General features: G+C 65.4%; 24 protein-coding genes and 1 pseudogene. 15 read left to right on the top strand and 10 right to left on the bottom strand.

What is annotated here, in order from left to right:
* Positions 1-548: 548 nt before the first annotated feature.
* The 7 genes and pseudogenes from aroB to pilM form a co-directional block, all read right to left on the bottom strand.
* Positions 549-1,667, bottom strand: coding sequence for a 3-dehydroquinate synthase (gene aroB, locus KUW00_RS20575; protein WP_222570019.1), 1,119 nt, complete (start codon positions 1,665-1,667; stop codon positions 549-551).
* Positions 1,664-2,212, bottom strand: a complete 549-nt coding sequence (gene aroK, locus KUW00_RS20570; RefSeq protein WP_045991139.1) for a shikimate kinase AroK — start codon at positions 2,210-2,212, stop codon at positions 1,664-1,666. Before aroK ends, aroB begins: the two co-directional genes overlap by 4 nt.
* Positions 2,212-3,501: pseudogene (locus tag KUW00_RS20565) on the bottom strand (type IV pilus secretin PilQ); the annotation flags it as partial. The gene aroK and the pseudogene KUW00_RS20565, both read right to left, overlap by 1 nt.
* A gap of 122 nt (positions 3,502-3,623) precedes the next feature.
* Entirely contained in the window at positions 3,624-4,115 is a 492-nt protein-coding gene (locus tag KUW00_RS20560; RefSeq protein ID WP_222570018.1) for a pilus assembly protein PilP, read from the bottom strand.
* Complete coding sequence (locus KUW00_RS20555) at positions 4,112-4,780, bottom strand: type 4a pilus biogenesis protein PilO (protein ID WP_222570017.1); 669 nt, start codon at positions 4,778-4,780, stop codon at positions 4,112-4,114. The genes KUW00_RS20560 and KUW00_RS20555 overlap by 4 nt, the downstream gene beginning before the upstream one ends.
* A complete protein-coding gene (locus tag KUW00_RS20550; RefSeq protein WP_222570016.1) occupies positions 4,777-5,349 on the bottom strand; it encodes a PilN domain-containing protein in 573 nt (190 codons plus the stop codon). The genes KUW00_RS20555 and KUW00_RS20550 overlap by 4 nt, the downstream gene beginning before the upstream one ends.
* Positions 5,346-6,398 (bottom strand): type IV pilus assembly protein PilM, encoded by a 1,053-nt coding sequence (gene pilM, locus KUW00_RS20545; RefSeq protein WP_045991143.1) that lies wholly within the window; start codon positions 6,396-6,398, stop codon positions 5,346-5,348. Before pilM ends, KUW00_RS20550 begins: the two co-directional genes overlap by 4 nt.
* A gap of 239 nt (positions 6,399-6,637) precedes the next feature.
* On the opposite strand from pilM, the gene KUW00_RS20540 reads away from it, so the two are divergent.
* Positions 6,638-9,166 carry a penicillin-binding protein 1A gene (locus KUW00_RS20540; RefSeq protein WP_124803448.1) on the top strand — a complete coding sequence of 843 codons (2,529 nt, stop codon included), beginning with the start codon at positions 6,638-6,640 and terminating at the stop codon, positions 9,164-9,166.
* A 147-nt stretch (positions 9,167-9,313) separates the two neighbouring features.
* On the top strand, positions 9,314-10,018 hold the full coding sequence (locus KUW00_RS20535; RefSeq protein ID WP_231498599.1) for a YdiY family protein: 705 nt from the start codon (positions 9,314-9,316) through the stop codon (positions 10,016-10,018).
* Between the two features lie 402 nt (positions 10,019-10,420).
* Here KUW00_RS20535 and KUW00_RS20530 read toward each other — a convergent pair whose 3' ends face one another.
* The gene (locus KUW00_RS20530) at positions 10,421-11,692 is read right to left on the bottom strand and encodes a malic enzyme-like NAD(P)-binding protein (protein ID WP_222570015.1); all 1,272 of its coding nucleotides are present in this window, start codon (positions 11,690-11,692) and stop codon (positions 10,421-10,423) included.
* Between the two features lie 502 nt (positions 11,693-12,194).
* The gene (gene rpmE, locus KUW00_RS20525; RefSeq protein ID WP_045991147.1) at positions 12,195-12,407 is read right to left on the bottom strand and encodes a 50S ribosomal protein L31; all 213 of its coding nucleotides are present in this window, start codon (positions 12,405-12,407) and stop codon (positions 12,195-12,197) included.
* Positions 12,408-12,576: 169 nt separating this feature from the next.
* On the opposite strand from rpmE, the gene KUW00_RS20520 reads away from it, so the two are divergent.
* The 13 genes from KUW00_RS20520 to tatC all read left to right on the top strand — a co-directional run bounded on the left by KUW00_RS20520 (position 12,577) and on the right by tatC (position 25,064).
* Positions 12,577-14,802, top strand: coding sequence for a primosomal protein N' (locus KUW00_RS20520; RefSeq protein ID WP_222570014.1), 2,226 nt, complete (start codon positions 12,577-12,579; stop codon positions 14,800-14,802).
* A 139-nt stretch (positions 14,803-14,941) separates the two neighbouring features.
* Complete coding sequence (gene argS / locus KUW00_RS20515) at positions 14,942-16,627, top strand: arginine--tRNA ligase (protein ID WP_222570013.1); 1,686 nt, start codon at positions 14,942-14,944, stop codon at positions 16,625-16,627.
* Between the two features lie 3 nt (positions 16,628-16,630).
* Complete coding sequence (locus KUW00_RS20510; protein WP_222570012.1) at positions 16,631-17,365, top strand: SPOR domain-containing protein; 735 nt, start codon at positions 16,631-16,633, stop codon at positions 17,363-17,365.
* Between the two features lie 273 nt (positions 17,366-17,638).
* Positions 17,639-18,157, top strand: a complete 519-nt coding sequence (gene hslV / locus KUW00_RS20505; protein WP_045991151.1) for an ATP-dependent protease subunit HslV — start codon at positions 17,639-17,641, stop codon at positions 18,155-18,157.
* Positions 18,158-18,159: 2 nt separating this feature from the next.
* Entirely contained in the window at positions 18,160-19,482 is a 1,323-nt protein-coding gene (gene hslU, locus KUW00_RS20500) for an ATP-dependent protease ATPase subunit HslU (RefSeq protein WP_222516054.1), read from the top strand.
* 123 nt (positions 19,483-19,605) lie between these two features.
* Positions 19,606-19,989, top strand: a complete 384-nt coding sequence (locus KUW00_RS20495) for a gamma-butyrobetaine hydroxylase-like domain-containing protein (protein WP_045991153.1) — start codon at positions 19,606-19,608, stop codon at positions 19,987-19,989.
* A gap of 128 nt (positions 19,990-20,117) precedes the next feature.
* Entirely contained in the window at positions 20,118-20,864 is a 747-nt protein-coding gene (gene ubiE, locus KUW00_RS20490) for a bifunctional demethylmenaquinone methyltransferase/2-methoxy-6-polyprenyl-1,4-benzoquinol methylase UbiE (RefSeq protein WP_222570011.1), read from the top strand.
* A 7-nt stretch (positions 20,865-20,871) separates the two neighbouring features.
* Entirely contained in the window at positions 20,872-21,513 is a 642-nt protein-coding gene (locus KUW00_RS20485) for an SCP2 domain-containing protein (RefSeq protein ID WP_222570010.1), read from the top strand.
* On the top strand, positions 21,510-23,132 hold the full coding sequence (ubiB, locus tag KUW00_RS20480) for a ubiquinone biosynthesis regulatory protein kinase UbiB (protein ID WP_222570009.1): 1,623 nt from the start codon (positions 21,510-21,512) through the stop codon (positions 23,130-23,132). The genes KUW00_RS20485 and ubiB overlap by 4 nt, the downstream gene beginning before the upstream one ends.
* Positions 23,133-23,154: 22 nt before the next feature.
* Positions 23,155-23,487 (top strand): phosphoribosyl-ATP diphosphatase, encoded by a 333-nt coding sequence (locus tag KUW00_RS20475; protein WP_045991156.1) that lies wholly within the window; start codon positions 23,155-23,157, stop codon positions 23,485-23,487.
* A gap of 57 nt (positions 23,488-23,544) precedes the next feature.
* Positions 23,545-23,808, top strand: a complete 264-nt coding sequence (tatA, locus tag KUW00_RS20470; RefSeq protein ID WP_045991157.1) for a Sec-independent protein translocase subunit TatA — start codon at positions 23,545-23,547, stop codon at positions 23,806-23,808.
* A gap of 6 nt (positions 23,809-23,814) precedes the next feature.
* Positions 23,815-24,291 carry a Sec-independent protein translocase protein TatB gene (gene tatB / locus KUW00_RS20465; protein WP_222516056.1) on the top strand — a complete coding sequence of 159 codons (477 nt, stop codon included), beginning with the start codon at positions 23,815-23,817 and terminating at the stop codon, positions 24,289-24,291.
* On the top strand, positions 24,288-25,064 hold the full coding sequence (tatC, locus tag KUW00_RS20460; protein ID WP_045991159.1) for a twin-arginine translocase subunit TatC: 777 nt from the start codon (positions 24,288-24,290) through the stop codon (positions 25,062-25,064). The genes tatB and tatC overlap by 4 nt, the downstream gene beginning before the upstream one ends.
* A 136-nt stretch (positions 25,065-25,200) precedes the next feature.
* Here the strand turns inward: tatC and elbB are convergent, their stop codons facing one another.
* A complete protein-coding gene (gene elbB / locus KUW00_RS20455; RefSeq protein ID WP_045991160.1) occupies positions 25,201-25,866 on the bottom strand; it encodes an isoprenoid biosynthesis glyoxalase ElbB in 666 nt (221 codons plus the stop codon).
* Between the last annotated feature and the right edge of the window lie 8 nt (positions 25,867-25,874).

Raw genomic sequence — 25,874 nt, 5'->3', positions numbered from 1 at the left:
ACAGCATAATCGCGATATTATTATCGGTTTTTCTTTTGATTTTAAGCCCTTAAGGGCTTTCGCTAACTGCACGAAAAATGGGTACCCAGCATAGCCAGCCCCCCGCCCTCGCGCAATCTCCCCGCCGCGCACGCCCGATAAAAAAACACCGTAAATCTGATGCTTGCACCAAGGCTTCGAAAAAAAACCTTATCAGGTCAACGACTTGGAAGCCGTTTCCAGCAAGTCTTGCTGTACGCCTTTCGCCACTAGACTTTAGTCGCAAAAACTGTCGACACCCCATGCCGATCAGGCATACGACATACAGATCCACGCATGAGCGGCGCCTATTCCCCCTATCCCGAAGCCGTCGACAGCACCTCGTACCGCACTCCGTGAAGCCCTGTTCGGCCAATACCTGTCCCGTCTCTAGCCGCCCCTTTCCACGCCAAAGCCACGCCAAAGCGACCCGTGCCAACCAAAGCCAACCTTGCCGCTCGGCATGCCCCAGACACGACAACGCCCGCACAAGGCGGGCGTCGCAGTCGATACGCTGGAGACTGGCATCATCAGGCCCGCGGGTAGGTCTCGATGCATTCGCCAAGCAGCGCCGGCGGGGTCTGGTCGTAGACGCAGGCCTCGCCAAGCGCGCGCATCAGCACCAGGCGCATGCGGTCATCGGTATTTTTCTTGTCGAGCTTCATGCGCGACACGAAATCCTCAACCGTCATCTCCCTCGGCGCCGCCACCGGCAGACCCGCCCGCTCGATCACTCGACGGGTGCGCGTCACATCGGCCTGCTCGATAAAGCCCTGACGCATCGACAGGTCCGCCGCCATCAGCATGCCCACACCCACCGCCTCGCCGTGCAGCCAGGTACCGTAGCCCATGTAGGCCTCGATGGCGTGCCCGAAGGTGTGCCCCAGATTCAAAAGCGCCCGCACGTCCTGCTCGGTCTCGTCGAGGGCGACGATCTCGGCCTTGATCGCGCAACTACGTTCGATGGCCTTGGCGAGCACAACATCGTCGAGGTCACGCAGCGCAGCCATCTCATCTTCCAGCCAGCCGAGAAAGTCACTGTCATGAATCAGTCCGTACTTGATCACCTCGGCAAGACCCGCGGACAGTTCGCGCTCGGGCAGGGTCGAGAGCGTGGCGGTATCGATCAGCACTGCGCGGGGCTGCCAGAAGGCGCCAATCATGTTCTTGCCCAGCGGATGATTGACCCCGGTCTTGCCCCCTACCGAAGAATCCACCTGGGACAACAGAGTGGTGGGCACCTGGATAAAGGAGATGCCGCGCTGATAGGACGCCGCGGCGAAGCCGACCATATCGCCGATCACCCCGCCGCCCAGCGCCACCAGCGTGGCCTTGCGGTTGAAGCCGGCCTCCAGCAGGGCGTCCCAGATGCGCGAGACGCCTTCGACATTCTTGTGGGCTTCACCATCCGGCAACACCAGGGTCTCGATCCTGAGGCGGTCGTCGGCCGCTGCCAGCGCCGAGGTCAGCCGCTCGAGATAGTGCGCGGCGACGGTGTCGTTGGTCACCACCATCACCTGGCGACCGCTGAGATAGGAGGCCAGACGCTCACCGTCATCGACCAGCCCCGGTCCGATATGGATGGGGTAGCTGCGATCGCCCAGGGCGACGGTCAGGGTCAAGGGATTCACGGACGTGGGTGTGCTCATGATGAGGCCTTGCAGGTGAGAGGGTCGAGGAGGCGATGGACGCGACGAACGATATCGTTGACCACCGAGCGCGGCCCGCGGCGGTCGGTGCGGATCACCAGGTCCGCGGTGGCGCGATACAGCGGGTCACGCAGGGCGAACATGTCGCGCAGCAGTTGCTCGCGATCGCCGCGCTGCAGAAGCGGCCGGTTGCGATCCTTGGCGGTGCGCTTCAACTGCTGCTCCACGGTAGTGAACAGATAGATGACGGTACCGCCCTCGCGGATACGCTGGCGATTTTCCTCGCGCAGCACCGCGCCGCCGCCAGTGGCGATCACTACCTTGTCGTAGTCCACCAGCTCGCTGATCATGGCGCTTTCCCTGTCACGAAAGCCGCTCTCGCCCTCGACATCGAATATCCAGGGGATATCCGCGCCACAGCGTGACTGAATCTCGTGGTCACTGTCGTAGAACGGACGTGACAATTCGGCCGCCAGCAGGCGGCCGATGGTGCTCTTTCCCGCCCCCATGGGGCCTATCAGAATCAGGTTGGGTACTTCCTGCATCAGTGAGTCGCCAGGCCGTCGTCGAGTATCCGGGGAGTGATGAATACCAACAACTCTACCTTATCGTTGACGTCCTCGGTATAGCGAAACAGCTTTCCCAGCCAGGGGATATCGCCAAGCCAGGGCGTCTTGTACAGCGTATGCAGCTGCTGGGTGGTGAGAATCCCCCCCAGCACCACGGTCTCGCCGTCCTCGACCAGCACCTGGGTCTGGATCTCGTTGGTATCGATGGCCGGCTCGCCGTCGAAGCTCTGCTCGGCCAGGGTGTCATTGTTGATGGTCAGATCCATGACGATGCGGTCATCGCTGGTAATCTGCGGGGTGACCTCAAGCGCCAGCACCGCCTCCTTGAACTCCACGTTGGTGGCACCGCTGGAGGTGGACTCCTGGTAGGGGATCTCCTTGCCCTGCTTGATCAGGGCGGTGTGCTGATTGGCGGTAATCACCCGCGGCTCGGAGATGGTCTGGCTCTTGCCCTCGCTCTCCAGCGCATGCAACTCCAGATCCAGCAGCACATCCCCGGCCAGATAGCCGAACTTGAAAGAGCTTCCCGGATCCAGGGCATCGCCCAGATCCACCCCCAGGCCACCGTAGGCATCCCCTCGATTGCCGAAGACCCCATCACCGATCTGTACCGATTCACCCAGCGCCCCGGACAGGGCACCGTCCCCGCTCCCCACAGGCAACTTGTCGTGGCGACTGCGCGCGCCCCAGTTGACGCCAATCTCCTCGGCGGTGTTGTCTCGGGCCACCACGATGCGCGCCGAAATCTGCACCTGGCGTACCGGCACATCCAGGCGCGCCAGGGTCCAGCGAATCTCGTCAAGCTGACTGGCCACGTCCTGGACCAGCAGGGTATTGGTGCGCGGATCGGTGGCCACGCGCCCGCGATCGGACAACAGCCCGAAACCGTTCTCGCCACGCAGCAAGGCGGCGAGCTCCGCCGCCTTGGCATAGCGCACTTCGATGTGTTCGGTTACCAGGGGCTCAAGCTCGTCCAGCCGCGAGGCCGCCTCGAGCTTGAGGCGATCACGCTCGGCCAGTTCCGAGGCCGGCGCCACCAGCAGGATGTCGCCCTGCCGACGACTATCGAGCCCCTGGCTCTCCAGCACCATGTCCAGCGCCTGGTCCCAGGGCACCGCTTCCAGGTTCAGGGTCACCCGCCCAGCGACGCTATCACTGGCGACGATATTGAGGCCGGTGAAGTCACTCAACACCGACAGCACCGAGCGCACCTCGACATCCTGAAAGTTCAGAGTGATCGGCGCGCCCTGATAGCCCTCGCCCTGCGCCCAGCCCGGCGACACCAGCAGCACACCGACCACCAGCCCCACCAGCCACCGCGCGATCGCCTGCCCAGGCGAAAACACCGATTCGCCTGTCCGACATGAACCGATATCAGGTCGCCTGCTCACTCGCCTACCCTCATGACACGCTCCTTCCAGCGATAGTCCTTGCCTGCAACCGCCTCCAGCCTGACGGCCTCAGCGCTGATCGCCGCGACCCTGGCGGGCGGATTGGCCAGCATCTCCCCTTGCGCCACCCGATAGAGATGACCATCGGGCGCCTCGAACAGCGCCCAATGCCGCTGCCCTCGACCCAGCACTCCCACCAGTTCAAGTTCGTCCAGGGAAAAGGCAGCAAGACCGCTGCCTTGCACAAACCGCTGACCGCCGAAGCCCTGGCCCTCGAAGCGAAAGGGGCTTCTCGCGTTGGCGTAGCGATACTGCAGCACCGGCAGGCTCACTACCTCGGGCAACGCTACCGGCCGCCGATCGAGCTCCGGCGCCAGCGCCTCGGCCAGACGCCGATCCAGGGCGTCGAGGTCCGCCTGCTGGCAACCCGTCAGGGCCACACCCAACAAGGCGCCCATCAGCACGCCCACCAGCCGGCGCCGCCTCATGAACCCTCCACCAGCGCATCGGCGACGCGCGCGCCGTCACCAATACTGTAGGTCTGCGCCAGCGCGTGCAGCTCAAGCCCTCCCTCGACCGGCGACAGGCTGAAATCGTGCAACGTCACCAGTCTAGGCAGGTTGGCCAGATCAGCCACGAAACCACCGATGGCGTGATAGTCGCCCCGCACCCGCAGATCAAAAGGCCGCTCGACATAAAGCTCCAGGGGGCGCGCCGCCCTCAGTTCGAGCTCCTCCAGCGATAGCCCGCGACGCTTGGCCACCTGGCCGATGCCTTCCAACAGCGATGGGATGGCGGCGCCGTCCGGCAACATGCGACGCCGCTCGCTGACACGCTGATCGAGATCCACCAACAGCCGCTTGAGGCGATCAAGCTCCGCCAACTCGCGTGCGCGGCCTTCGAAGTCGGCGATCACCTCTCGCTCCTGACGCTGCAGCTCCACCAGACGCTGTGACAGGGGATGCAGATAGCCCACCACCATGGCCACCAGGGCGAGCACGAAAGCCAGGATCGCCACCAGGGTCCGCAGCGACATCGGCCAGCGCCCGGCCTCACTCAGCTCCAGCCGACGCCAGTCCAGCGCCTTGAGCCGGCGCCACTCATCGAGCCAGCGCTCACGCCAGCTGACATCACCGCCCTGCTCTGAATTCATGGCAAGGGCTCCAGCGCCGGCAATGCCGCGAGGGTCATCTCCAGCGCAAAATGCTGATACCCCTGCTCGGCCCCCACCCGCGACAACAGCGGTTCGGCAAAGACCTGCGCACGCTCGAGGGAGCGCAGCTGTTCGACCAGCCTGGCGCTGTCCACGGCCTCGCCCTCGAGCATCAATCTGTCGCCGATGCGCTCGACACGCTGATAGCGGACCCCCGGCGCCAGGGTGGCTGCCAGGGCGTTGACCACCGCAAGCGTCTGGCGCCGCTCGTCCTGCAGCCGCTCGAGCAACGCCTGTTCCTGATCCAGCAATGAGAGCTGGCGTTCGAGATCGACCATCTCGGCGGACTTTTCTTCCAGACGCTCGACGGCAGCGGCGACATGTCGCTGGCGGGCCTCCATCTGCCTCAACCCCCACTGCAGCCAGAGCGTCGCCATCAACGCGAGCCCGACACCCGCCAACGCCGACAGCGCCACCGCCAGCCAGAAGCGTCGCGTGCGCCTGGCGCGAGCGGCCTCGCGCCAGTCAAGCAGATTGACCTGGACCTCGTTGATCGTCACATCTTTCATGGTCGTCCTCGCATGGCCAGGCCGCAGGCGGTCAGCAGGGCCGGCGCTTCGCCGCGTAGTGCCGCCGCGTCCAGCGATGGCTTGAGCGCCATCCCCTCCAGCGGGTCCACCTGGCTGACCGGCAGGCCGAGGGCCTGGCTCAGACGATCGGCAAGCCCCGCGACCAGGCTGCCACCTCCCGTCAACAGCAGTCGCTCGAGCGGGCGCACATGGTCCGACACCTGATACAGCTGCAACGATCGCTGGATGTGCTCCACCAGGGTCTCGACGAAGGGCCCCAGCACCGTCTGCGAATAGTCGTCCGGCAAACCGCCCCGTTTCTTGCCGAAGCCGGCCTCATCCATGCCGATACCGTAGTGACGCTGGATCGCTTCGGTGAGCTGCATGCCGCCGAACAGGCTGTCATGGCTGTAGACGATGCGCCCGGCCACCACCACGTGCAGCGTGTTGAGGTAGGCGCCCACGTCCACCAGGGCCAGGGCGCCGTCCCCCAGTCGGCGACGACGGCAAAGGCCAGCGATGGCCCGCTCGATGGCGAAGCTCTCGACATCCACCGCCGCAGGCATGAGCCCGCTGGCCTCCAGCGCCTGGGTCAATTGCTCGACGTCCTGGCGACGACAGGCCACCAGCAGTACCTCCTGCCACTGCGGATCGTCGGAGCAGCGCCCCAGGCGATAGAAGTCAAAGGCCACCTCACGGAACGGAAACGGTATGTGCTTGTCTGACTCCCATTCGATACGGGCCTCGATCTCTTCATCATCGAGCGCTGCCGGATAGCGCAGTACCCGGGTTATCGCCGCGCGGGATGGCACCGCCACGGCGGCCTCTCGACTCCCTGGAGAGGCCAGCTCGACCACCCGCGACAGCACCTCGATGACCTCGCCCATATCACGTATGCGGCGCTCCACCACGGCCCCTTGACGCAGCGGTCTGACCGCGTAGCCGGCCACGCGGTGGCCGGCGTCGTCCTCCACCAGCTCGATCAACTTGACCGAGGCGGAGGTGATATCGACACCGACCAGACCCTTGTCCTTCGAGGAAAACCACATGAGCCCATCACACTGCCACCATGGCACCGCGCCCGATGCACGACGCTGTGGCGCCAGCCTAGCCAAAACCGAGCCGGGCCTTACTGATCCATGACGGCACTTTGTGCAACAAGACGGGCAATTCGTCACAATGGTGGTGACAGGCCCTCCCAGTTCCTATAATGGCCGACGCAAAGGACTGCCTTACCCCATCTCTTCGCCCCGCCGTTTTTCGTTCTCAGCATGGACACCGCGATTTCATGAAGTATCTCAGAACGCTCATTTTCTCCGCCGTGTGGCTGGTGATATCGCTTGGCGCCGCCGCGGCCCTGGGCGTCGTCGGTGCCGCCCTCTACTTCGCTCCTGGGCTTCCCGATGTCCGTCAACTGCAGGACTTCGAGCTGCAGACGCCACTGCGCATCTACACCCGCGACGGTCAGCTGATCGGCGAATTCGGCGAGGAACGCCGCATGCCGGTCGACTTCGAGGACATTCCCGAGCCAATGCTCCAGGCACTGATGGCAGCAGAGGATTCGGCGTTCTTCGAACACCCCGGCGTCGACCCCAAGGGCCTGGCCCGGGCCGCAGTGGAACTGGTGTCCAGCGGTGGCGATATCCAGTCGGGCGGTTCGACCATCACCATGCAGGTGGCGCGCAACTACCTGCTGACGCTGGACCGCACCTTTACCCGCAAGCTGCGTGAGATCCTGCTGTCGCTGCAGATGGAACAGATCCTGAGCAAACAGGAAATCATGGAGCTCTATGTCAACAAGATCTTCCTGGGGCACCGTGCCTACGGCATCGCCGCCGCCGCCGAGGTCTACTACGACAAGCCGCTCGATGAGCTGACGCTGGCCCAGCACGCGATGATCGCAGGCCTGCCCAAGGCGCCTTCGGCCTTCAACCCCCTGGCCAACGCCGAGCGCGCGCTGATTCGCCGCAACTGGATCCTGTTTCGCATGCGTGAGCTGGGCTACATCGACCGGAGCGCCTATGACGAGGCGGTTCAGGCGCCGATCACCGCCAGTCGCCACGTGGCCAAGGCCGAGGTTCAGGCCGACTATGTCGCCGAGATGGCCCGTCAGTTCGCCACCGATCGCTTCGGTGACGAGGCCTATACCGGCAGCTATCGCATCACCACCACCATCGACAGCGAGCTCCAGCCCATGGCTCGCCAGGCGCTGGCCAATGGCCTGATCGCCTACGACACCCGCCATGGCTGGCGCGGGCCTGAGGACACCGAGATTCCTCAGAGTCTGGCCGAAGCCCAGGAAAAGACCGAGCGCACCGGCCTGGAGGAAGAGCTGTCCGAGTCTCCCGAGGTCATGGAAACCGCCCGTCGCGCGGCCGAGCGCAGTCAGACCAGCGTCGAGGGCGTCGATGGCGACGTCAGCAACTGGCTGCAGGTGCTGGAGCGCACCCCGACCTACGGCCCGCTGGAACCCGCCATCGTGGTGAAGAGCGAAGGCCGCGAGATGCAGGTGCTGGCCCATGAGGGCGAGCTGATCACCCTGTCCTGGGACGGGCTGGACTGGGCCGCGCCCTACAAGAGTGCCCGCTATCGTGGCGCCTCACCGTCCTCGGCCTCAGAGATCGCCAGCCGGGGTGACCTGGTGCGCATCCTCCAGCGCGAGGACGGCAGCTGGCGCCTGTCCCAGCAGCCCGGTGCCGAGGGCTCACTGGTGGTGATGGACCCGCAGACCGGCGCGATCCTCGCACTCCAGGCCGGCTTCGACTTCGACGCCAGCAAGTTCAACCGCGCGATTCAGGCCCGTCGCCAGGCCGGCTCCATCTTCAAGCCGTTCATCTACCTGGCGGGCCTGAACAGTGGCGAGGTGACCCCCGCCACCGTCATCAACGACGCCCCGGTGGTGCTCAACGACGGCAGCAACGAACTGTGGCGCCCGTCCAACTCCAGCGGTGACTTCCTCGGCCCGACCCGACTGCGGGTCGGCCTTGCCCGCTCGCGCAACCTGGTCACCATTCGCCTTCTGCAGAACATCGGGCTGAGTCGCACCATCGACTTCCTGGTGGACTTCGGCTTCTCCCGTGATCGTCTACCCAACGGCCTGTCGCTGGCACTGGGCAGCGCCAGCCTGACCCCGCTGGAAATGACCAACGCCTACGCGGTGCTGGCCAACGGCGGCTTCCGGGTATCGCCCTGGTTCATCGAGAAGATCACCCAGGGCGAGCAGCAGACCCTGGTGGAAGAGGCAAGCCCCCGCGTGGCCTGCCGCGAATGCAGCGAAGGCCAGACCACCACACAGATCGACGGCAAGACCTACGAGGTGGCGCCCAGGGTCGCCAACGAGCGTGCCGTCTACCTGCTGCGCGACATGCTGCGCGACGTGGTCGAGCGCGGCACCGCCCGCCGCGCCCTGGCACTCGAGCGCACCGACATCGTCGGCAAGACCGGCACCACCAACGACCAGCGTGATGCCTGGTTTGCCGGCTTCAACGGCGACTACGCTGCCACCGTGTGGGTGGGCAAGGACGACAACACCCCCACCGCCGAGTACGGCGCCCAGGCCGCCTTGCCGATCTGGGTCGACTTCATGGGCCAGGCGCTGGCCGGCAAGCCGGAGAACATCCCCGAACAGCCGCCCGGCATCATCACCGCCAGGGTCGACGCCAACAGCGGTCGCCTGCTGCGCGACGGCCAGGGTGGCGGCGTCGAGGAACTGTTCGACGAAGACCACATGCCCACCGTACAGCCCCGCCGTGTCGAAAGCGCCGTCGAGCGCCACAGCGGCTCCCAGGGTACCGGCGCCTACGAAGCCATCTTCTAAGGCCATTACCCCTCCTTCCCGTCGGGAAGGAGGGGTCCCTTGTCACTTCGCGCTACTCACCACGCCTTGAACCTTCCTAGAGACCACCTTATGGTGATTTCCCGTTTTCATTTGCCCGCGACGGCACTATGCATTTTCGGGCTTTTTGTGCCGATAAAAGCCGCGCTGGCGGACGCCTTCTACGCCCCGATCCCCGTCCATGACGACTCGCCGGACTTTCTCGGCCATGTCGAGTTCGGCTACACCCATCTGTCGGGCAACTCCAACAGCGAGACCTTTCTCGGCAAGGCTCAGCTGACCTGGCTGCAGGGGGCCTGGCTGTCACGCCTGCGCGGCGAGGCCCGCCACGCCAGCGAGGACAGCGAGACCAGTGCGGAGCAGTATCTGGTGTCCTTTCGCCAACGCCGCGAACTGGTCGGCCCGCACTATCTGTTCGGCTTCGGCCGCTGGGAGAAGGATCGCTTCAGCGGCTACGACCACCAGTTCACCGCCATCACCGGCTACGGCCGCCAGCTGATCGACGACGATCGCGCCCACCTGGCGCTGGAGGCAGGCCCCGGCTATCGTGCCGACATCCTGCCCGGCGAGAACGACCAGCGTCTGGCGGTGGCCTACGGCGCCCTGGAGGCCGGCTATGCGCTGAGCGATAGCGCCACCCTCGAACAGGAACTGTCGCTGGAGACCACCCGCAAGAACTCGACGGTGCGCTCCTATACCGCCCTGGATACCCGCATCAACGCCCATATGTCGCTGCGCCTGTCCCACGAGATCAAGCACAATTCGGATCCCCCCGAGGACGCCGAGGCCAAGACCGACCGCATCACCTCGGCCTCGCTGCGCTACGAGTTCTAAAGCAGCGTCCATTCCCCGATGGCCTCGCTGCGATACGAGTTCTCAAGCAGCTCTCATCCCTTGGGATCCCCCCGAGGATGCCGAGGCCAAGACCGACCGCATCACCTCGGCCTCGCTACGCTACGAGTTCTAGGGCAGCCCCCGATCAAGAACATACCGGCTCCTTCGCCACGAGTTCTCAAGCAGCCCCCATCCCTTGGGATCCCCCCGAGGACGCCGAGGCCAAGACCGACCGCATCACCTCGGCGTCACTGCGTTACGAGTTCTAGCGACCAGGACCGATCGGATTACGGCCACCAGACGCGACAAGGCCCTCCACTGGAGGGCCTTGTCGTTGCTGTCGAGACGTCTGGATCTATCGGCGTCTGGATCTAGCGGCGCCTGGATCTATCGGCGCCTGGCTCAGCCGCCGTAGACTTCGTCGATGGTCTTGAGCGGATAGTGCGACGGGTAGGGCTTTCTGGCCACGCCGGAGTCCACCGCCGCCTGGGCCACCGCCGAGGTCACCCGCTCCAGCAGACGCACGTCCACCGGGGTCGGAATGATGTACTCACGGCCGAAGCTCATGGCGTCCTTCTCGTAGGCTTCCAGCACCGCCTGGGGCACCGGCTCCCGCGCCAGGTCCTTGAGCGCATGGACGGCGGCAACCTTCATCTCTTCGTTGATGCGGGTGGCGCGCACGTCCAGGGCACCGCGGAAGATAAAGGGAAAACCGAGCACGTTGTTGACCTGGTTCGGATAGTCCGAACGGCCGGTGGCCATGATCACGTCCGGGCGGGTCTCCCGCGCCAGGTCGGGATGGATCTCCGGATCCGGATTGGTGCAGGCGAAGACGATCGGGTCCTTGGCCATCTTGCCAATATGATCGGCGGTCATCAGGCCAGGGCCGGACAGACCGATGAACACATCGGCACCATCGATGGCGTCATCCAGGGTGCGCTTGTCGGTGTCCACCGCAAACATCGCCTTGTACTGGTTGAGGTCCTCACGACCCGTATGGATAACGCCCTTGCGGTCGAGCATCACCAGGTTCTCGGGGCGAGCACCACAGGCCACCAGCAGCTTCATGCAGGCGATCGCCGCGGCGCCGGCGCCCATGCACACGATACGCGCCTGATCGAGGGACTTGCCGGCAATTTCCAGCGCATTGAGCATACCCGCCGCAGTGACGATGGCGGTGCCATGCTGATCATCGTGAAACACCGGGATCTTGCAGCGCTCGACCAGCGCCTGCTCGATCTCGAAACACTCCGGTGCCTTGATGTCCTCGAGATTGATGCCGCCCCAGCTGTCGGCGATCCGCGCCACGGTATCGATGAATGCCTGGGGACTCTCGGCGTCGACCTCGATATCCACAGAGTTGATGCCGGCGAAGCACTTGAACAGCACACCCTTGCCTTCCATCACCGGCTTGCTCGCCAGCGGCCCCAGGTTACCGAGGCCAAGGATGGCGGTGCCGTCGGAGATCACCGCCACGGTGTTGCCCTTGCCGGTATAGCGATAGGCGTTTTCCGGGTCCCGCGCGATCTCTCGCACCGGCTCCGCCACGCCGGGACTGTAGGCCAGCGCCAGGTCCTTGGCCGTGGCGGTCGGCTTGGTCAGTTCGACCGACAGCTTTCCGGGAATGGGGAGGGCGTGATAGTCCAGCGCAGCCTGCTTCTTTGCGTCCGTCATGCTTGGTGTCCGGATGTCCTTGTGGAACGGTGGCAACACAATATAGAAAAATATTCCATTTCTCAACATGATTGAGAAAAGCGTCAGTTATACGCCCGTTTCAGGATTTTCGCTGACAATGTCGACAACTTTTGCTGCATTGCACCAACCCTTGTCATGAAGAAAGATGCAAGGAAGGTGAGCGCAGAGATGGGCCAAGGGTGACGCTGGAAGCTCACCGCTCGGGCAAGCGTGAGTTCGCCCAGTGACAACGATGAGGCCCGACCATCGCCTCCCTTTGCTGCTTGAAGCCTAGTCGCCCGCCGCGCGTTGCGCATTGATGCAACGCAATAACGGGAACGCTCACGCGGTCGCGGGCCCTGCCCTTTGCCCCCTGTCCTTTCCCCACGTTCCTCTGCGCAACCCCAGACGCAACGAACCCGCCATGAAGGCGGGTTCGAAGGGGACATTGCCCGAGCATCGTCGACCAGCGTTTCTCGCTGGCGCGTTCAGCTCCGTACGATCAACGCTTGAGCGCGGCACCGAAACGCTTGTTGAAGCGCTCGACGCGACCACCGGTGGTGGCCTGCTTCTGCTTGCCGGTGTAGAACGGGTGGCACTGAGAGCAGACGTCCAGGCTCAGGTCGTGGCCAGCGGTGGAACCGACCTCGAAGGTGGCGCCGCAGGAACAGGTCGCATTGACCGTCTTGTAATCCGGGTGGATACCTTGTTTCATCGTGAACCTCACTTTTCGGTATGCCGCCACCTGATCCATTGCCAGGCACCGCATACGGGTAATGGCACGGGCACTCGTTGGTGCGTCGTCAAGCCCCTGTGCCGGCCGGTGATCCGCTCCCATCAAGGAAGCGGCGGAGTATTCTAGCAGACTTCATTGTGGAGGCCAATTGGCTGACTCTCCTGCCCCGCGCGTGCTGCGGATCGCCATTCCATCCCCCCTTCGCCGCCTGTTCGACTACCTCCCCCAGGGGGTGCCCCCGCAAGGGGGCTGGTCGCCGGGACTGCGCGTGCGCGTCGAGTTCGGCCGCCGCCAGGTGGTGGGCGTCATCGTCGACTGTCGTGACGACAGCGACCTGCCGCTGGCCAAGCTGAAGCCGATCCAGGCCTGTCTGGACAAGGCGCCGCTGCCAGGCGATTGGCTGTGGTTATGTCGATTCACCTCGCGCTACTACCAGCACGCCCTCGGCGACACCCTGGCCCATGCCATGCCGGTGTTGCTGCGTCAGGGACGCCCGCTGGAGGCGCGGGTACGCGAACGCTGGCAGGTCGCTTTGAACGGCGATCCTGCCCGCCTGGGCCGAGCTCCGCGCCAGGCCGAACTGCTGGAGATGCTGCGCCAGCATCCCCAGGGCCTCACCACCCAGGTGATCCAGGCGCAATCCTTCACCCGCGACCAGCTCAAGGCGCTGGAAGCCAAGGGGCTGGTGAGCTGCCACGAGGAAACCCTCACCGGCCCCACCCCCGACGACAGCCAGGGCCTGCTGGCGAGCCCGGCGCTGGCCCTGAACGACGAGCAGGCCAAGGCGCTGAACCAGCTCCACCAGGGGCTCGATCGCTTTCACCCTTGCCTGCTGCACGGGGTGACCGGCAGCGGCAAGACCGAGGTCTACCTGCAGTTGATCGAGGCGGTGGTGGCCAAGAAGCGCCAGGCGCTGGTGCTAATTCCCGAAATCGGCCTGACTCCGCAGACCCTGGGGCGCTTTCGCCAGCGCTTCCGGGTCCCGGTGGTGGCACTGCACTCGGGGCTGACCGACCACGAGCGCCTGGACGCCTGGGAGGCGGCGGCCAGCGGGAGGGCGCCGATTGTCATCGGCACCCGCTCGGCCATCTTCACCCCGCTGGCTCGCCCAGGCCTGATCATCGTCGACGAAGAGCACGATGGTTCGTTCAAGCAGCAGGACGGGCTACGCTACCACGCCCGCGACCTGGCGGTGGTGCGCGCCAAGCGCCATGGCATTCCGCTGCTGCTGGGGAGCGCCACGCCGTCGCTGGAGAGCCTGCACCGCGCGCGCACCGGTGACTACGCTCACCTGCGGCTGACCCGGCGGGCCACTCGCCACGCTCCCGCTCGACTGGAGCTGGTCGACCTCAAGGGGCGCCCTCGACGCGGCGGTCTGATTCCGCCGGTCATCGACGCCATCAAGGCAACGCTGGATGCCGGCCACCAGGTGCTGGTGTTCATCAATCGCCGCGGTTTCGCCCCCACCCTGGCCTGTCACGCCTGCGGCTGGATGGCCGAGTGCGACCACTGTGACGCACGCATGACCTGGCACCGCCAGCCGCCGATGCTGGCCTGCCACCACTGCGACCGCCGCCGGGTCATTCCCGACGCCTGCCCCGACTGCGGCAGCGCCGACCTGCGTCCGCTGGGTAGCGGCACCGAGCGTACGGAGGAGAGTCTGGCCGAAACCTTTGCCGAGACCCCGGTCCACCGCATCGACCGCGACAGCACCCGGGCCAAGGACGCGCTCGAGAAGATGCTCACCGAGGTCCGGCGTGGCGAACCAGCGATTCTGGTCGGGACCCAGATGCTGGCCAAGGGCCACCATCTGCCCCACGTCACCCTGGTCGTGGTGGTCAACGCCGACGCCGGCCTCTACGCCAGCGACTTTCGCGCGCTGGAGCACTCGGCCCAGTTGCTCGAGCAGGTGGCCGGGCGCGCCGGCCGCGCCGCCCACCCTGGCCGAGTGCTGGTGCAGACCATGCACCCGGACGACCCCAGCCTTCGCCTATTGGCCGAGCGCGGCTACGACGCCCTGGCCGAGTCGCTGCTGGAAGAACGCCGCATCGCCGCCCTGCCGCCACTGCGCTTCATGGCCCTGGTCCGCCTGGAAGGCCCCCGGGAAGACGCCCTGACGGCACTCGCCCGGGAGATCGCCGGCGAATTGCGCGAGCAGGTACGTAGCCTGGCTCTGGATCTCGACTGCCTCGGCCCGGTACCTGCCCCCATGGAGCGCCGTCAGAACCGCTACCACCTGCAGATCGCGCTGATGGCGGAGCGACGCAGTCAGCTGCACCCCGCGCTCGAATGGCTAGCCCACCGTCTGGAAGCCTGGCCCGAGGCGCGGCGCATCCGCTGGTCCATTGACGTCGATCCGCAGACCCTGAGCTGAGGTCCGATACGCTGAGCTTTGCCGCCCCGGCCTTTAAAGGCCAGGCGCAATCATCGATAATACGCGGTCTGCCCGCCGACAGGTGCTCCCGCCAGGATTCGCCACGCTCGGCCACCGTGCCACAGGACATAGACGCCTCATGAAAGACACCATCGTTGCGCTGCTGGATGCCGCTCTTGCCGAGCTCAAGCAGCAGGAAGTCGTTCCCCAGGAGCTTTCCCCGGCCTACAAGGTCGACCCGACCAAGGACAAGGCCCACGGCGACTACGCCACCAACCTCGCCCTGATGCTGGCCAAGCCGGCCAAGGCCGCACCGCGCCAGGTGGCGGAAAAACTGGTCGCGGCCCTGCCCGAAAGCGCCGCCGTGTCCAAGGTCGAGATCGCCGGCCCCGGCTTTATCAACTTCTTCGCCGCCACCGACGCCGCGGCCCAGGTGGTGCGCCAGGTGCTGGACGCCGGCGACGCCTTCGGCCGCAGCCTGGCCGGCGCTGGCGAAAAGGTGCAGGTGGAGTTCGTTTCCGCCAACCCCACCGGCCCCCTTCATGTCGGCCACGGCCGAGGCGCCGCGGTGGGCGACTGCCTGTGTCGCCTGCTCGAGGCCACCGGCTACGACGTCACCCGCGAGTTCTACTACAACGACGCCGGCGCCCAGATCACCAATCTGGCGCTGTCGGTGCAGGCCCGCGCCAAGGGGCTGGGCCCGGACTGCGACGGCTGGCCGGAGGACGGCTACCGCGGTGGCTACATCGAGGACGTGGCCAAGGCCTACCTGGCCGGCGAGACCATCCACGCCGACGACCGCCACGTCACCGCCAAGGGTGACCCGGAGGATCTCGACGCCATCCGCGAGTTCGCAGTGGCCTACCTGCGTCGCGAACAGGACCTGGACCTGCGCGCCTTCGGCGTCGGCTTCGATGTCTACTTCCTCGAGTCCTCGCTGTACCAGCAGGGCAAGGTCGAGGAGACCGCCCGTCGCCTGACCGATAACGGCCACACCTACGAGCAGGACGGCGCCCTGTGGCTGCGCACCACCGACTTCGGTGACGACAAGGATCGGGTGATGCGCAAGAGCGAGGGCGGCTACACCTACTTCCTGCCCGACGTGGCCTACCACCTGGACAAGTGGCAGCGCGGCTTCACCAGCGTGATCAACGAGCAGGGTGCCGACCACCACTCCACCGTGACCCGGGTACGCGCCGGCCTGCAGGCGCTGGATGTCGGTATCCCCCAGGGCTGGCCGGACTATGTGCTGCACCAGATGGTGCTGGTCACCCGTTCCGGGGTCGAGGTCAAGCTGTCCAAGCGGGCCGGCAGCTACGTCACCCTGCGCGACCTGATCGACGAGGTCGGCCGCGACGCCACCCGTTTCTTCCTCGCCGCCCGTCGCGCCGACTCCCAGCTGACCTTCGACATCGATCTGGCGCGCTCGCAGTCCAATGACAACCCGGTGTACTACGTCCAGTACGCCCACGCCCGGGTGTGCAGCGTGCTGCGCAAGGCCGAGAGCGAAGGCCTGGCCTTCGACCACGCCACCGCCATGGCCAACCTGGGCCTGCTTGAGGCAGACCAGGAAAAGGCCCTGCTCAATCGCCTGGCGCGCTATCCCGAGGTGGTCGAGCACGCCGCCAAGGCCCGAGAGCCGCAGCAGATCGCCCAATATTTGCAGGATCTGGCAGCCGACTTCCATAGCTGCTACAACGCCTGCAAAGTCATGGTCGACGACGACGCCCTGCGCAATGCGCGCCTGGCGCTGGGCCTGGCCGCGCGTCAGGTGCTGCGTAATGGACTCGACCTGATGGGCGTCGGTGCACCGGAGGAGATGTAAGCCATGGCCACTCGCAAGGCGCCCCCGCGCAAGCGCGGAGCAACCACCAGCCAGAAGCGCAGGCAAGCACCCAAGCAGGCCCGCGGAGGTATCCCCGGCTGGCTGTGGGCCGCCGTCGGCGTGGTCGCGGGCTTCCTGCTGGCCCACCACCAGAACGGTACCGCTCCCTGGCAGGATCCCCGTTCACCGGTGGCGGCGGTACTGCCCAAGCCCTCCAGCGGCGAGCAGCAGGGCAACAATGCGAGTGGCAGTGCACAAGGCGGACAGGCCAGCGAAAGCGAGCCGCCGATGCCGACGTTCGAGTTCTATACCCTGCTGCCGGAGTCCGAAGTCATCGCCTCCGACGAGGAGATGCCGGCGTCCACCGCCAAGCGCCCCGAGGCGGCCCAGCCGAGCGAGGACGAGATCTCCGCGGACGACCCCATCGCCGCGGTGATCGCCGCCAACTCCCGCGAAGAGGAAGCGTCGTCCACGCCATCCGAGACACCGCGCAGCGCCGAGCGTCGCTACATGCTGCAGGCGGCCTCCTTCCGCGAGGTCAACGATGCCCGACAGCTCGCCGGGCGACTCAAGGACTTCGGCCTGCTGGCCAAGATCAGCGAGGTCGAGGCCACCGGCGGCGCCACCTGGCATCGCGTGCAGGTCGGCCCCTACAGCGATCGCAATGAACTGTCGCGGGCCCAGGATCTAATGAGCACTCAAGGCATCGAGCCACTGCTGATCCAGCTGCAGAACTGACGTCGGCACACCTCCTCCTTCTGAAGCTACGCCCACCAGGCCCAGAACATCACGTCTGGGCCTGGTGCGTGCTGGCCACCGCTCAAGCACCCATCGTGGCGGCGTCTCTCTTCCTCTGTTGCACCGTCTTCTTGGCGCAGCGAGCCGCATTCCCGAGTCGCCCGCGCTTGAAATCCTTGCGACCCGCCCGCACCTACCAGCCTATCGCTTATGCAGAGGGCTCTGCCCCTCGACAGTCACCGGAGGCCTCGGCTTCCCCAAGGAGAATTCTCCATGACCACGATCGTTTCCGTTCGCCGCGGCGACCAGGTGGCATTGGCCGGCGATGGCCAGGTGTCACTGGGCAACACGGTGATGAAGGGCAACGCCAGCAAGGTGCGTCGCCTCTATCACGGCCAGGTGCTGGCCGGTTTTGCCGGCGGCACCGCCGACGCCTTCACCCTGTTCGAACGCTTCGAGGCCCAGCTGGAGAAGTACCAGGGCAACCTGGTCAAGGCCGCGGTGGAGCTGGCCAAGGACTGGCGCACCGATCGCGCCCTGCGCCGCCTCGAGGCGCTGCTGGCGGTGGCCGACAAGAAGGCCTCGCTGATCATCACTGGCAACGGTGACGTGGTGGAACCCGAGCGTGGCATCATCGCCATCGGCTCCGGCGGCAACTACGCCCTGTCCGCCGCCCGCGCGCTGCTCGAGAACACGGAACTGTCGCCCCGCGAGATCACCGAGAAGTCGCTGGAGATCGCCGGTGACATCTGCGTGTTCACCAACCATCACGTGACCCTGGAAGAGCTTTGATCATGACCCAGATGACGCCCCGCGAAATCGTCCACGCGCTGGATCAGTACATCGTCGGTCAACAGGATGCCAAGCGCTCCGTGGCCATCGCCCTGCGTAACCGCTGGCGCCGCATGCAGCTCGACGGCGAGCTGCGCCAGGAGGTCACCCCCAAGAACATTCTGATGATCGGCCCCACCGGCGTCGGCAAGACCGAAATCGCCCGGCGCCTGGCCAAGCTGGCCAAGGCTCCCTTCATCAAGGTTGAGGCGACCAAGTTCACCGAGGTGGGCTACGTCGGCCGTGACGTCGAGTCGATCATCCGTGACCTGACCGAGGCAGCGATCAAGCTGGTACGCGAGCAGGCCAAGGAAGAGGTCGGCCACCGCGCCGAGGACGCCGCCGAGGATCGCATCCTCGACGCCCTGCTGCCGCCGCCCCGTGGCCAGGAAAACGAGCCGCGCGAGGACTCCTCGACGCGCCAGATGTTCAGGAAGAAGCTGCGTGAAGGCCAGCTCGACGACAAGGAGATCGAGATCCAGGTGTCGCCCCAGGCGCCCAACCTCGAGTTCCAGACACCGCCGGGCATGGAAGAGATGACCAGCCAGCTACAGAACCTGTTCTCCGGCATGGGCAAGGGCAAGACCGAGACCCGCAAGGTCACGGTCAAGGAGGCCTTCACCATCCTGCGCGACGAAGAGGCCGGCAAGCTGGTCAACGAGGACGACATCAAGTCCCGCGCGGTGGAGGCGGTGGAGCAGAACGGCATCGTCTTCCTCGACGAGATCGACAAGGTCGCCAAGGGCAGCGGTCAGTCCAGCGGCGGTGAGGTCTCCCGCGAGGGCGTCCAGCGCGACCTGCTGCCGCTGATCGAAGGCTCCACGGTGTCGACCAAGTACGGCATGGTGAAGACCGACCACATCCTGTTCATCGCCTCCGGCGCCTTCCACCTGTCGCGTCCCTCGGATCTGATCCCCGAGCTGCAGGGCCGTCTGCCGATCCGTGTCGAGCTGTCGGCGCTGACGCCGGACGACTTCAAGCGCATCCTGACCGAGCCGTCCGCCGCCCTGACCCGTCAGTACGAGGCGCTGCTGGCCACCGACGGCCTCGAAGTGCGCTTCACCGATGACGGCATCGAGCGCATCGCCGAGATCGCCTTCAACGTCAATGAAGGCACCGAGAACATCGGCGCCCGTCGCCTGCACACGGTAATGGAGCGGCTGCTCGAGGAGGCCTCGTTCAAGGGCTCGGATCTCGGCAACCCGCTGATCATCGACCGTGCCTACGTCGATTCTCAGCTCGGCGAACTGGCCATGGACGAGGATCTGAGCCGGTATATCCTGTAACCACCGGCCAAGCACCCTCGATGACCGGGCCGCCGCGCACTGCGCCGCGGCCCGGTCGTGCTTTCGATGCCGCAAATGCTGAAGTCAGGGCACGCCCACCGTGCTGAAACAGAGAGGATCGCCATGAGCGCCCCCACTCCGACCCTGGTGCACTACCACAGAAAGGCCCGCGAGCTCGAGATCGGCTACGCCGACGGCTCCCGCCACCGCCTGTCGGTGGAGTACCTGCGGGTGTTTTCTCCTTCCGCCGAGGTCCGTGGCCACGGCGGCGACACCGCCACCCTTCAGGTGGGCAAGAAGGACGTGGGCCTTGCCGACATCACCCAGGCGGGCCGCTACGCCCTCAAGCTGCACTTCGACGATGGCCACGACAGCGGCCTTTACAGCTGGGACTATCTGGACTGGCTGATCCGCGAGCGCGAGGCCAACTGGACCGACTATCTCAAGCGTCTGGACGAGGCCGGCGCCAGTCGCGAGCCGCTGGGTATCGAGATCCGTCAGCTGTAGCGATCGACACCGGTGTGGCGACAAGCCGGGTGACGGTCAAAGACAAGCCACCTCGGCAAGGCTACAATGGCCGCTGCCAAAGAGCCCCCATCGGCTCTTCTCGCAATCGCTCACGACTCGGGAGTCCCATGGATAAGCGCACCACCCACTTCGGTTTTCAGGACGTGCCGGTCGAGGAAAAGGCCTCACGTGTCGCCGATGTCTTCCACAGCGTGGCGGCTCGCTACGACGTGATGAACGACCTGATGTCCTTCGGTATCCATCGGCTGTGGAAGCGCCTGACCATCGAACGTTCCGGCGTCCGGCCTGGTCATAACGTACTCGACATCGCCGGCGGTACCGGCGACCTGGCGCTGAAGTTCTCGCGCATGGTGGGACCGCGCGGCAAGGTGGTGCTGGCCGACATCAACGCCTCCATGCTTGGGGTGGGACGCGACAAGCTGATCGACCGTGGTGTCGGTGGCAACGTCGAGTACGTCCAGGCCAATGCCGAATGCCTGCCATTTCCCGACAATACCTTCGACTGCATCACCATCGCCTTCGGTCTGCGCAACGTCACCGACAAGGACGCCGCCCTGGCCTCCATGGCGCGCATCCTCAAGCCCGGCGGCCGCCTGCTGGTGCTGGAATTCTCCAAGCCCGACAATCCGCTGTTGACCCGCGCCTACGACGAGTACTCCTTCCGTCTGCTGCCGAAGATGGGCGAAATGGTGGCCGGCGACGCCGACAGCTATCGCTATCTGGCCGAGTCGATCCGCATGCACCCGGATCAGGAAACGCTCAAGGGCATGATGGAAACCGCCGGACTCGAGCGCGTCGAATACACCAATCTCACCGGCGGCATCGTCGCGCTGCATCGCGGCATCAAGCTTTGAGGACATGATGGCCTTGACCCCGACCCTGCTGCTGGCCGGCATCGAGAAGACCGTCAACGCCCTGCTCGCACGCGACCCTGCCTCGCCTTCTCGGCTGCGCTCGCTGGCCGGCCAGCGGGTGCTGATGTGCCTGGAGTCCCCGCGTGTCCGGCTGGCGCTGTGCTATCACCCCCAGGGGGTTGACCTGCTGCTGGTGGACGAGGTCGATGAAGGCGCATGGGACGCCATCGTCGAACTGGACAGCGACACCCTGGGCCGGCTGGCCGGCGGCGCCGACATGGAACGGCTGATGTTCGAGGGCCGTCTGGCGGTGCGCGGCAAGATCCACCTGCTCGAGGCGACCCGCGACCTGCTGCTGGATCTCGACCTGGACTGGGAGGCTGAGCTTGCCCGCTATCTCGGCGACCTGCCGGCTCACCAGCTCGCCGAAGGCCTGCGCGGCCTGTCCCGCTGGGGCCTGCGCACCCACCGTGAGCTGTGCGCCGATGTCTCCGAGTACGTCTTCGAGGAAGCCCGCTGGCTACCCGGCCGCCATCAGCTCGAGGCCATGCGCGAGGCGCTGACCGAACTGGAGCTGGCCACCGACCGTACCGAGGCACGTCTCAAGCGCCTGACCCGTCGCCTGGCCCGGGAGAACGACGTCTCATGATCCTCCGCCCGCTGCGCATCATCTGGGTCGTCACCCGCTACCGTCTCGACACCCTGCTGCCGCTGGAAAAGCTGCCCTGGTGGCTGCGACTGATATTCACCTGGTCGCCGCTCAAGCTGATTCCCGTCGGCGAGCGCTCCCGCGGCGAACGCCTGCGTCTGGCGCTGGAGTCACTGGGGCCGATCTTCATCAAGTTCGGCCAGATGCTGTCGACCCGTCGCGACCTGTTCCCCGACGATATCGCCAACGAACTCAAGCGGCTGCAGGATCAGGTACCGCCCTTCCCCGGCGAGCAGGCCGAGGCACTGATCGAGGAGTCCCTGGGCGAGCCGCTCGAGGTACTGTTCGCCGAATTTTCCCGTGAGCCGCTGGCCTCGGCCTCGATCGCCCAGGTCCACACCGCCAGGCTGCCCGACGGCCAGGACGTGGTGGTCAAGGTGATTCGCCCAGGCATCGAGCGGGTCATGCGCCAGGACATGGCGCTGATGTACCTGGTGGCGCGAGCGCTGAACAAGGTGCCGGAAGCGCGCCGGCTGCACCCGGTGGAAGTGGTCCGCGACTACGAGACCACCCTGTTCGACGAGCTCGACCTGACCAAGGAAGCGGCCAACACCTCCCAGCTCAAGCGCAACTTCGACAAGTCGCCACTGTTGTATGTGCCGTCGATCCACTGGCCGCTGACCCGCCACAAGGTGATGGTCCAGGAACGCATCCACGGCGTGCCGGTGGCCGACATCGAGGCACTCAAGGCCCAGGGCACCGACCTGAAGCGCCTGGCCGAGCGCGGCGTGGAGATCTTCTTCACCCAGGTGTTCCGCGACAACTTCTTCCACGCCGACATGCACCCGGGCAACATCTTCGTCTCCCGCCAGGCGCCGTCCGACCCCCAGTACATCGCCATCGACTGCGGCATCGTCGGCAGCCTTACCCGGGAAGACCAGGACTACCTGGCGCGCAACCTGCTGGCCTTCTTCCACCAGGACTACTACGAGGTCGCGGCGCTGCACATCGAGTCCGGCTGGGTGGCCGAAGATACCCGCGCCAACGAGTTCGCGGCGGCGGTACGCACGGTGTGCGAGCCGATCCTCGAGAAACCGCTCAAGGACATCTCGTTCGGCCAGGTGCTGCTGGGCCTGTTCCAGACCGCGAGGCGTTTCAACATGGAGGTCCAGCCCCAGCTGGTGTTGCTGCAGAAGACCCTGCTCAATATCGAGGGGCTGGGCCGTCAGCTCTACCCGGACCTGGACCTGTGGGCCACCGCCAAGCCCTACCTGGAGCGCTGGATGAAGGAGCGCGCCGGCGCCCAGGGCCTGTGGGAGTCGTTCAAGCGGCAGGCGCCGGAGCTGACCCGACAGCTACCGGAATTGCCGGTGCTGGCCCACCAGGCGCTGTCCCAAACCGAGAAGCGATCGCGCCAGATCACCCAGCAGGGCGAGGTCATGACCCACATCCTCGGCCAGCTGACCCGCCAGGCCAGGCGCATACGCCGGACCCGACTGGGGCTCGCCCTGGCCGCGGTGGCGCTGGCCTGGCAACCGCTGTTCGGCTGGTTGACCGATCAGCCCTGGCCGGTTCTGGTCGCTGCGGGCATCGGCACACTGCTGGTGATCTGGAACTGATCTTTTAATGGAATCTTCACCGATGAGCGATATTCTGAACCAGCTCGACGCCGCCCTCAGCGAACGTCGGCACGCCGATCCTGACACTTCCTACGTTGCCTCCTTGCATCACAAGGGGCTGAACAAGATACTCGAGAAGGTGGGCGAAGAGGCGGTGGAGACCGTGCTTGCCGCCAAGGATGTTGACGCGGATCCAGCCAGTCGCGAGGCGTTGATCGCCGAAACGGCAGACCTGTGGTTTCATAGTCTGGTGATGCTCTCGCACCTGGGACTCGACCATCGGCAGGTGCTGGATGAACTCGCCCGACGCTTCGGCGTATCGGGGCACGAGGAGAAGGCCTCGCGCCGCTCCTGAGCCTCGGCGGGAACCAACGATTCACGGCGCCTGGCGCCGCATATTGAGGAAGTTCTTATGTTAGGTGGTATCAGTATCTGGCAACTGCTGATCGTACTCGGCATCATCATCCTGATCTTCGGCACCAAGAAGCTGCGCAACGTTGGCAGCGACCTGGGTGGCGCGGTCAAGGGCTTCAAGAAGGCCGTCAACGAAGATGAGGACAAGTCGGAGGAGGCCAAGCCCCAGGCCCAGGTCCGTCATGACGAGACCGATACGCCCAACAACACCTACGACGTCGAGGCGGAGCGCAAGCCCGAATCCTCCGACGAGCGCAAGTAACGCCACATGTTCGATATCGGCTTTCTGGAACTGCTGATCATCGGGGTGGTGGGACTGCTGGTGCTGGGTCCCGAGCGCCTGCCCAAGGCCGCGCGTACCGCCGGCCTGTGGATCGGACGCATCAAGCGTTCGGTGGCCGGCATGCAGCGCGAGATCAGCGCCCAGCTCGAGGCCGAGGAACTGCGCCAGAAGCTCAAGGAGCAGGAACGCAAGCTGGACGACAGCGTCAACCAGGCCAAGCGCAGCGCCGAACAAGCCAAGCGCAGCGTGGAATCCATCGCCGACACCCCGAACACGGGCAACGGCGGGCAGGCGGATTCCACCGGCGCCCAGTCTGCCTCGGCCGGCCAGCGGCTGGACGACGCCGTCGACAGTGCCGCACGCGCCTCGTCGTCCAGCGCTTCGGCTTCCACGCTCTCCCCCGCATCAGCGCCCAGCGATGACACCGCCTCTTCCGAGCACAAGGACTCCGCCACCCGATGAGCGATACCGGTGACACTCCGCCGTCAAGCCAGGGCCACGCCCCACTGATCGAACACCTGGTGGAGCTGCGCTCGCGGCTGATGCGCGCCGTGATTGCCATCCTGGTGATCTTCCTGGCGCTCTACGCCTTTTCCAACGACATCTACCAGTTTGTCGCAGACCCCCTGATGGAGCTGCTGCCGGAAGGCTCCCAGATGATCGCCACCGAGGTGGCGTCGCCCTTCCTGGCGCCGTTCAAGCTGACCCTGGTAGTGGCGGTGTTCGTGGCCATTCCCTTCGTCCTGCACCAGGCCTGGGCCTTCGTGGCACCAGGGCTGTACGACAAGGAAAAGGCCCTGGCACTGCCGCTTCTGGCCTCGAGCGTCCTGCTGTTCTATCTCGGCGCGGCCTTCGCCTACTACGTGGTCTTTCCCCTGCTGTTCGCCTTCTTCACCCAGACCGGGCCGGAGAACGTGCAGGTGATGACCGATATCAACCAGTATCTCAACTTCGTGCTGAAGCTGTTCTTCGCCTTCGGTATCGCCTTCGAGATCCCGATTGCCACCTTCCTGCTCATTCTCACCGGCGCCGCCAGCGTCAAGAGCCTGAGCGCCAAGCGCCCCTACGTCATCCTCGGCTGTTTCGTCATCGGCATGCTGATGACCCCGCCGGACGTGGTCAGCCAGAGCCTGCTGGCGGTACCCATGTACCTGCTCTACGAGGTCGGGCTGCTGTTCGGCCGGCTGGTCAAGAGGCGGAGCAGCGATGACGAGGAAGCGCCGGACGAGGCGTGATCGCCACACCGGCAGAGCCCCCGTCAGCAGAATGCACAAAGCCCGAGGCATTGGCCTCGGGCTTTGCTTTTTTACCGCTCTCGCACCGGTGGTGTTCAAGGCGCTTGGCGACAATGATCCGCCATCGTCTGGCGTCTCAGGTGTTGACGTCCATCATCTCGTCGATACGATCCACCAGCTTGTTGATGCCCAGCGCCGCCTCGCTGATGCGGGTGGCCAGCATATAGGCGGGGGTGGTCACCAGGCGATGCTCGAAGTCCACCACGATATCGTCCACCGCACAGCTGCGATGTAGGCCGCCCATGGCGCTGATGCAGCCACACACCTCGGGGTCGGTACCGATGGTGACGGCGATGCCCGGCCCCAGCACCTTGGGCACCAGCACCGGCGCGATGCACATCAGACCGATCGGCTTGCGCGCATCGTGAAACTCGATCAACAGCTCGGCCAGGTCTTCGTGGACCTCCATCTCGGACTTGGCCGTGGCGTAGTTCGAAAGATTCTTGGCCGCCCCGAAGCCACCGGGCAGGATCAGGGCATCGAAGTCCGATGCCGACAGTTCGTCCAGCGGCGAAATCTCGCCACGAGCCAGGCGGGCGGACTCGACCAGCACATTGCGCGTCTCCTCGACGGCCTCCCCGCTGTGGTGGTCGATCACCTCCTGGTGAGCGATATCCGGGGCAAAACAGCGATAGGCGATGCCCAGCTGGTCCAGGCGCAGCAGGGTCAGGGTGGTCTCGTAGATCTCGGAACCATCCTGTACGCCGCAGCCCGACAAGACGATCGCTACCTGTTTACTCATGTCATTCT

This window comes from Halomonas sp. DP5N14-9 (assembly GCF_019802175.1).
Lineage (GTDB): Bacteria > Pseudomonadota > Gammaproteobacteria > Pseudomonadales > Halomonadaceae > Halomonas > Halomonas litopenaei.
Note: the sequence above shows the minus strand (reverse complement) of the source record. Positions and strands in the feature narration are given on the sequence as shown.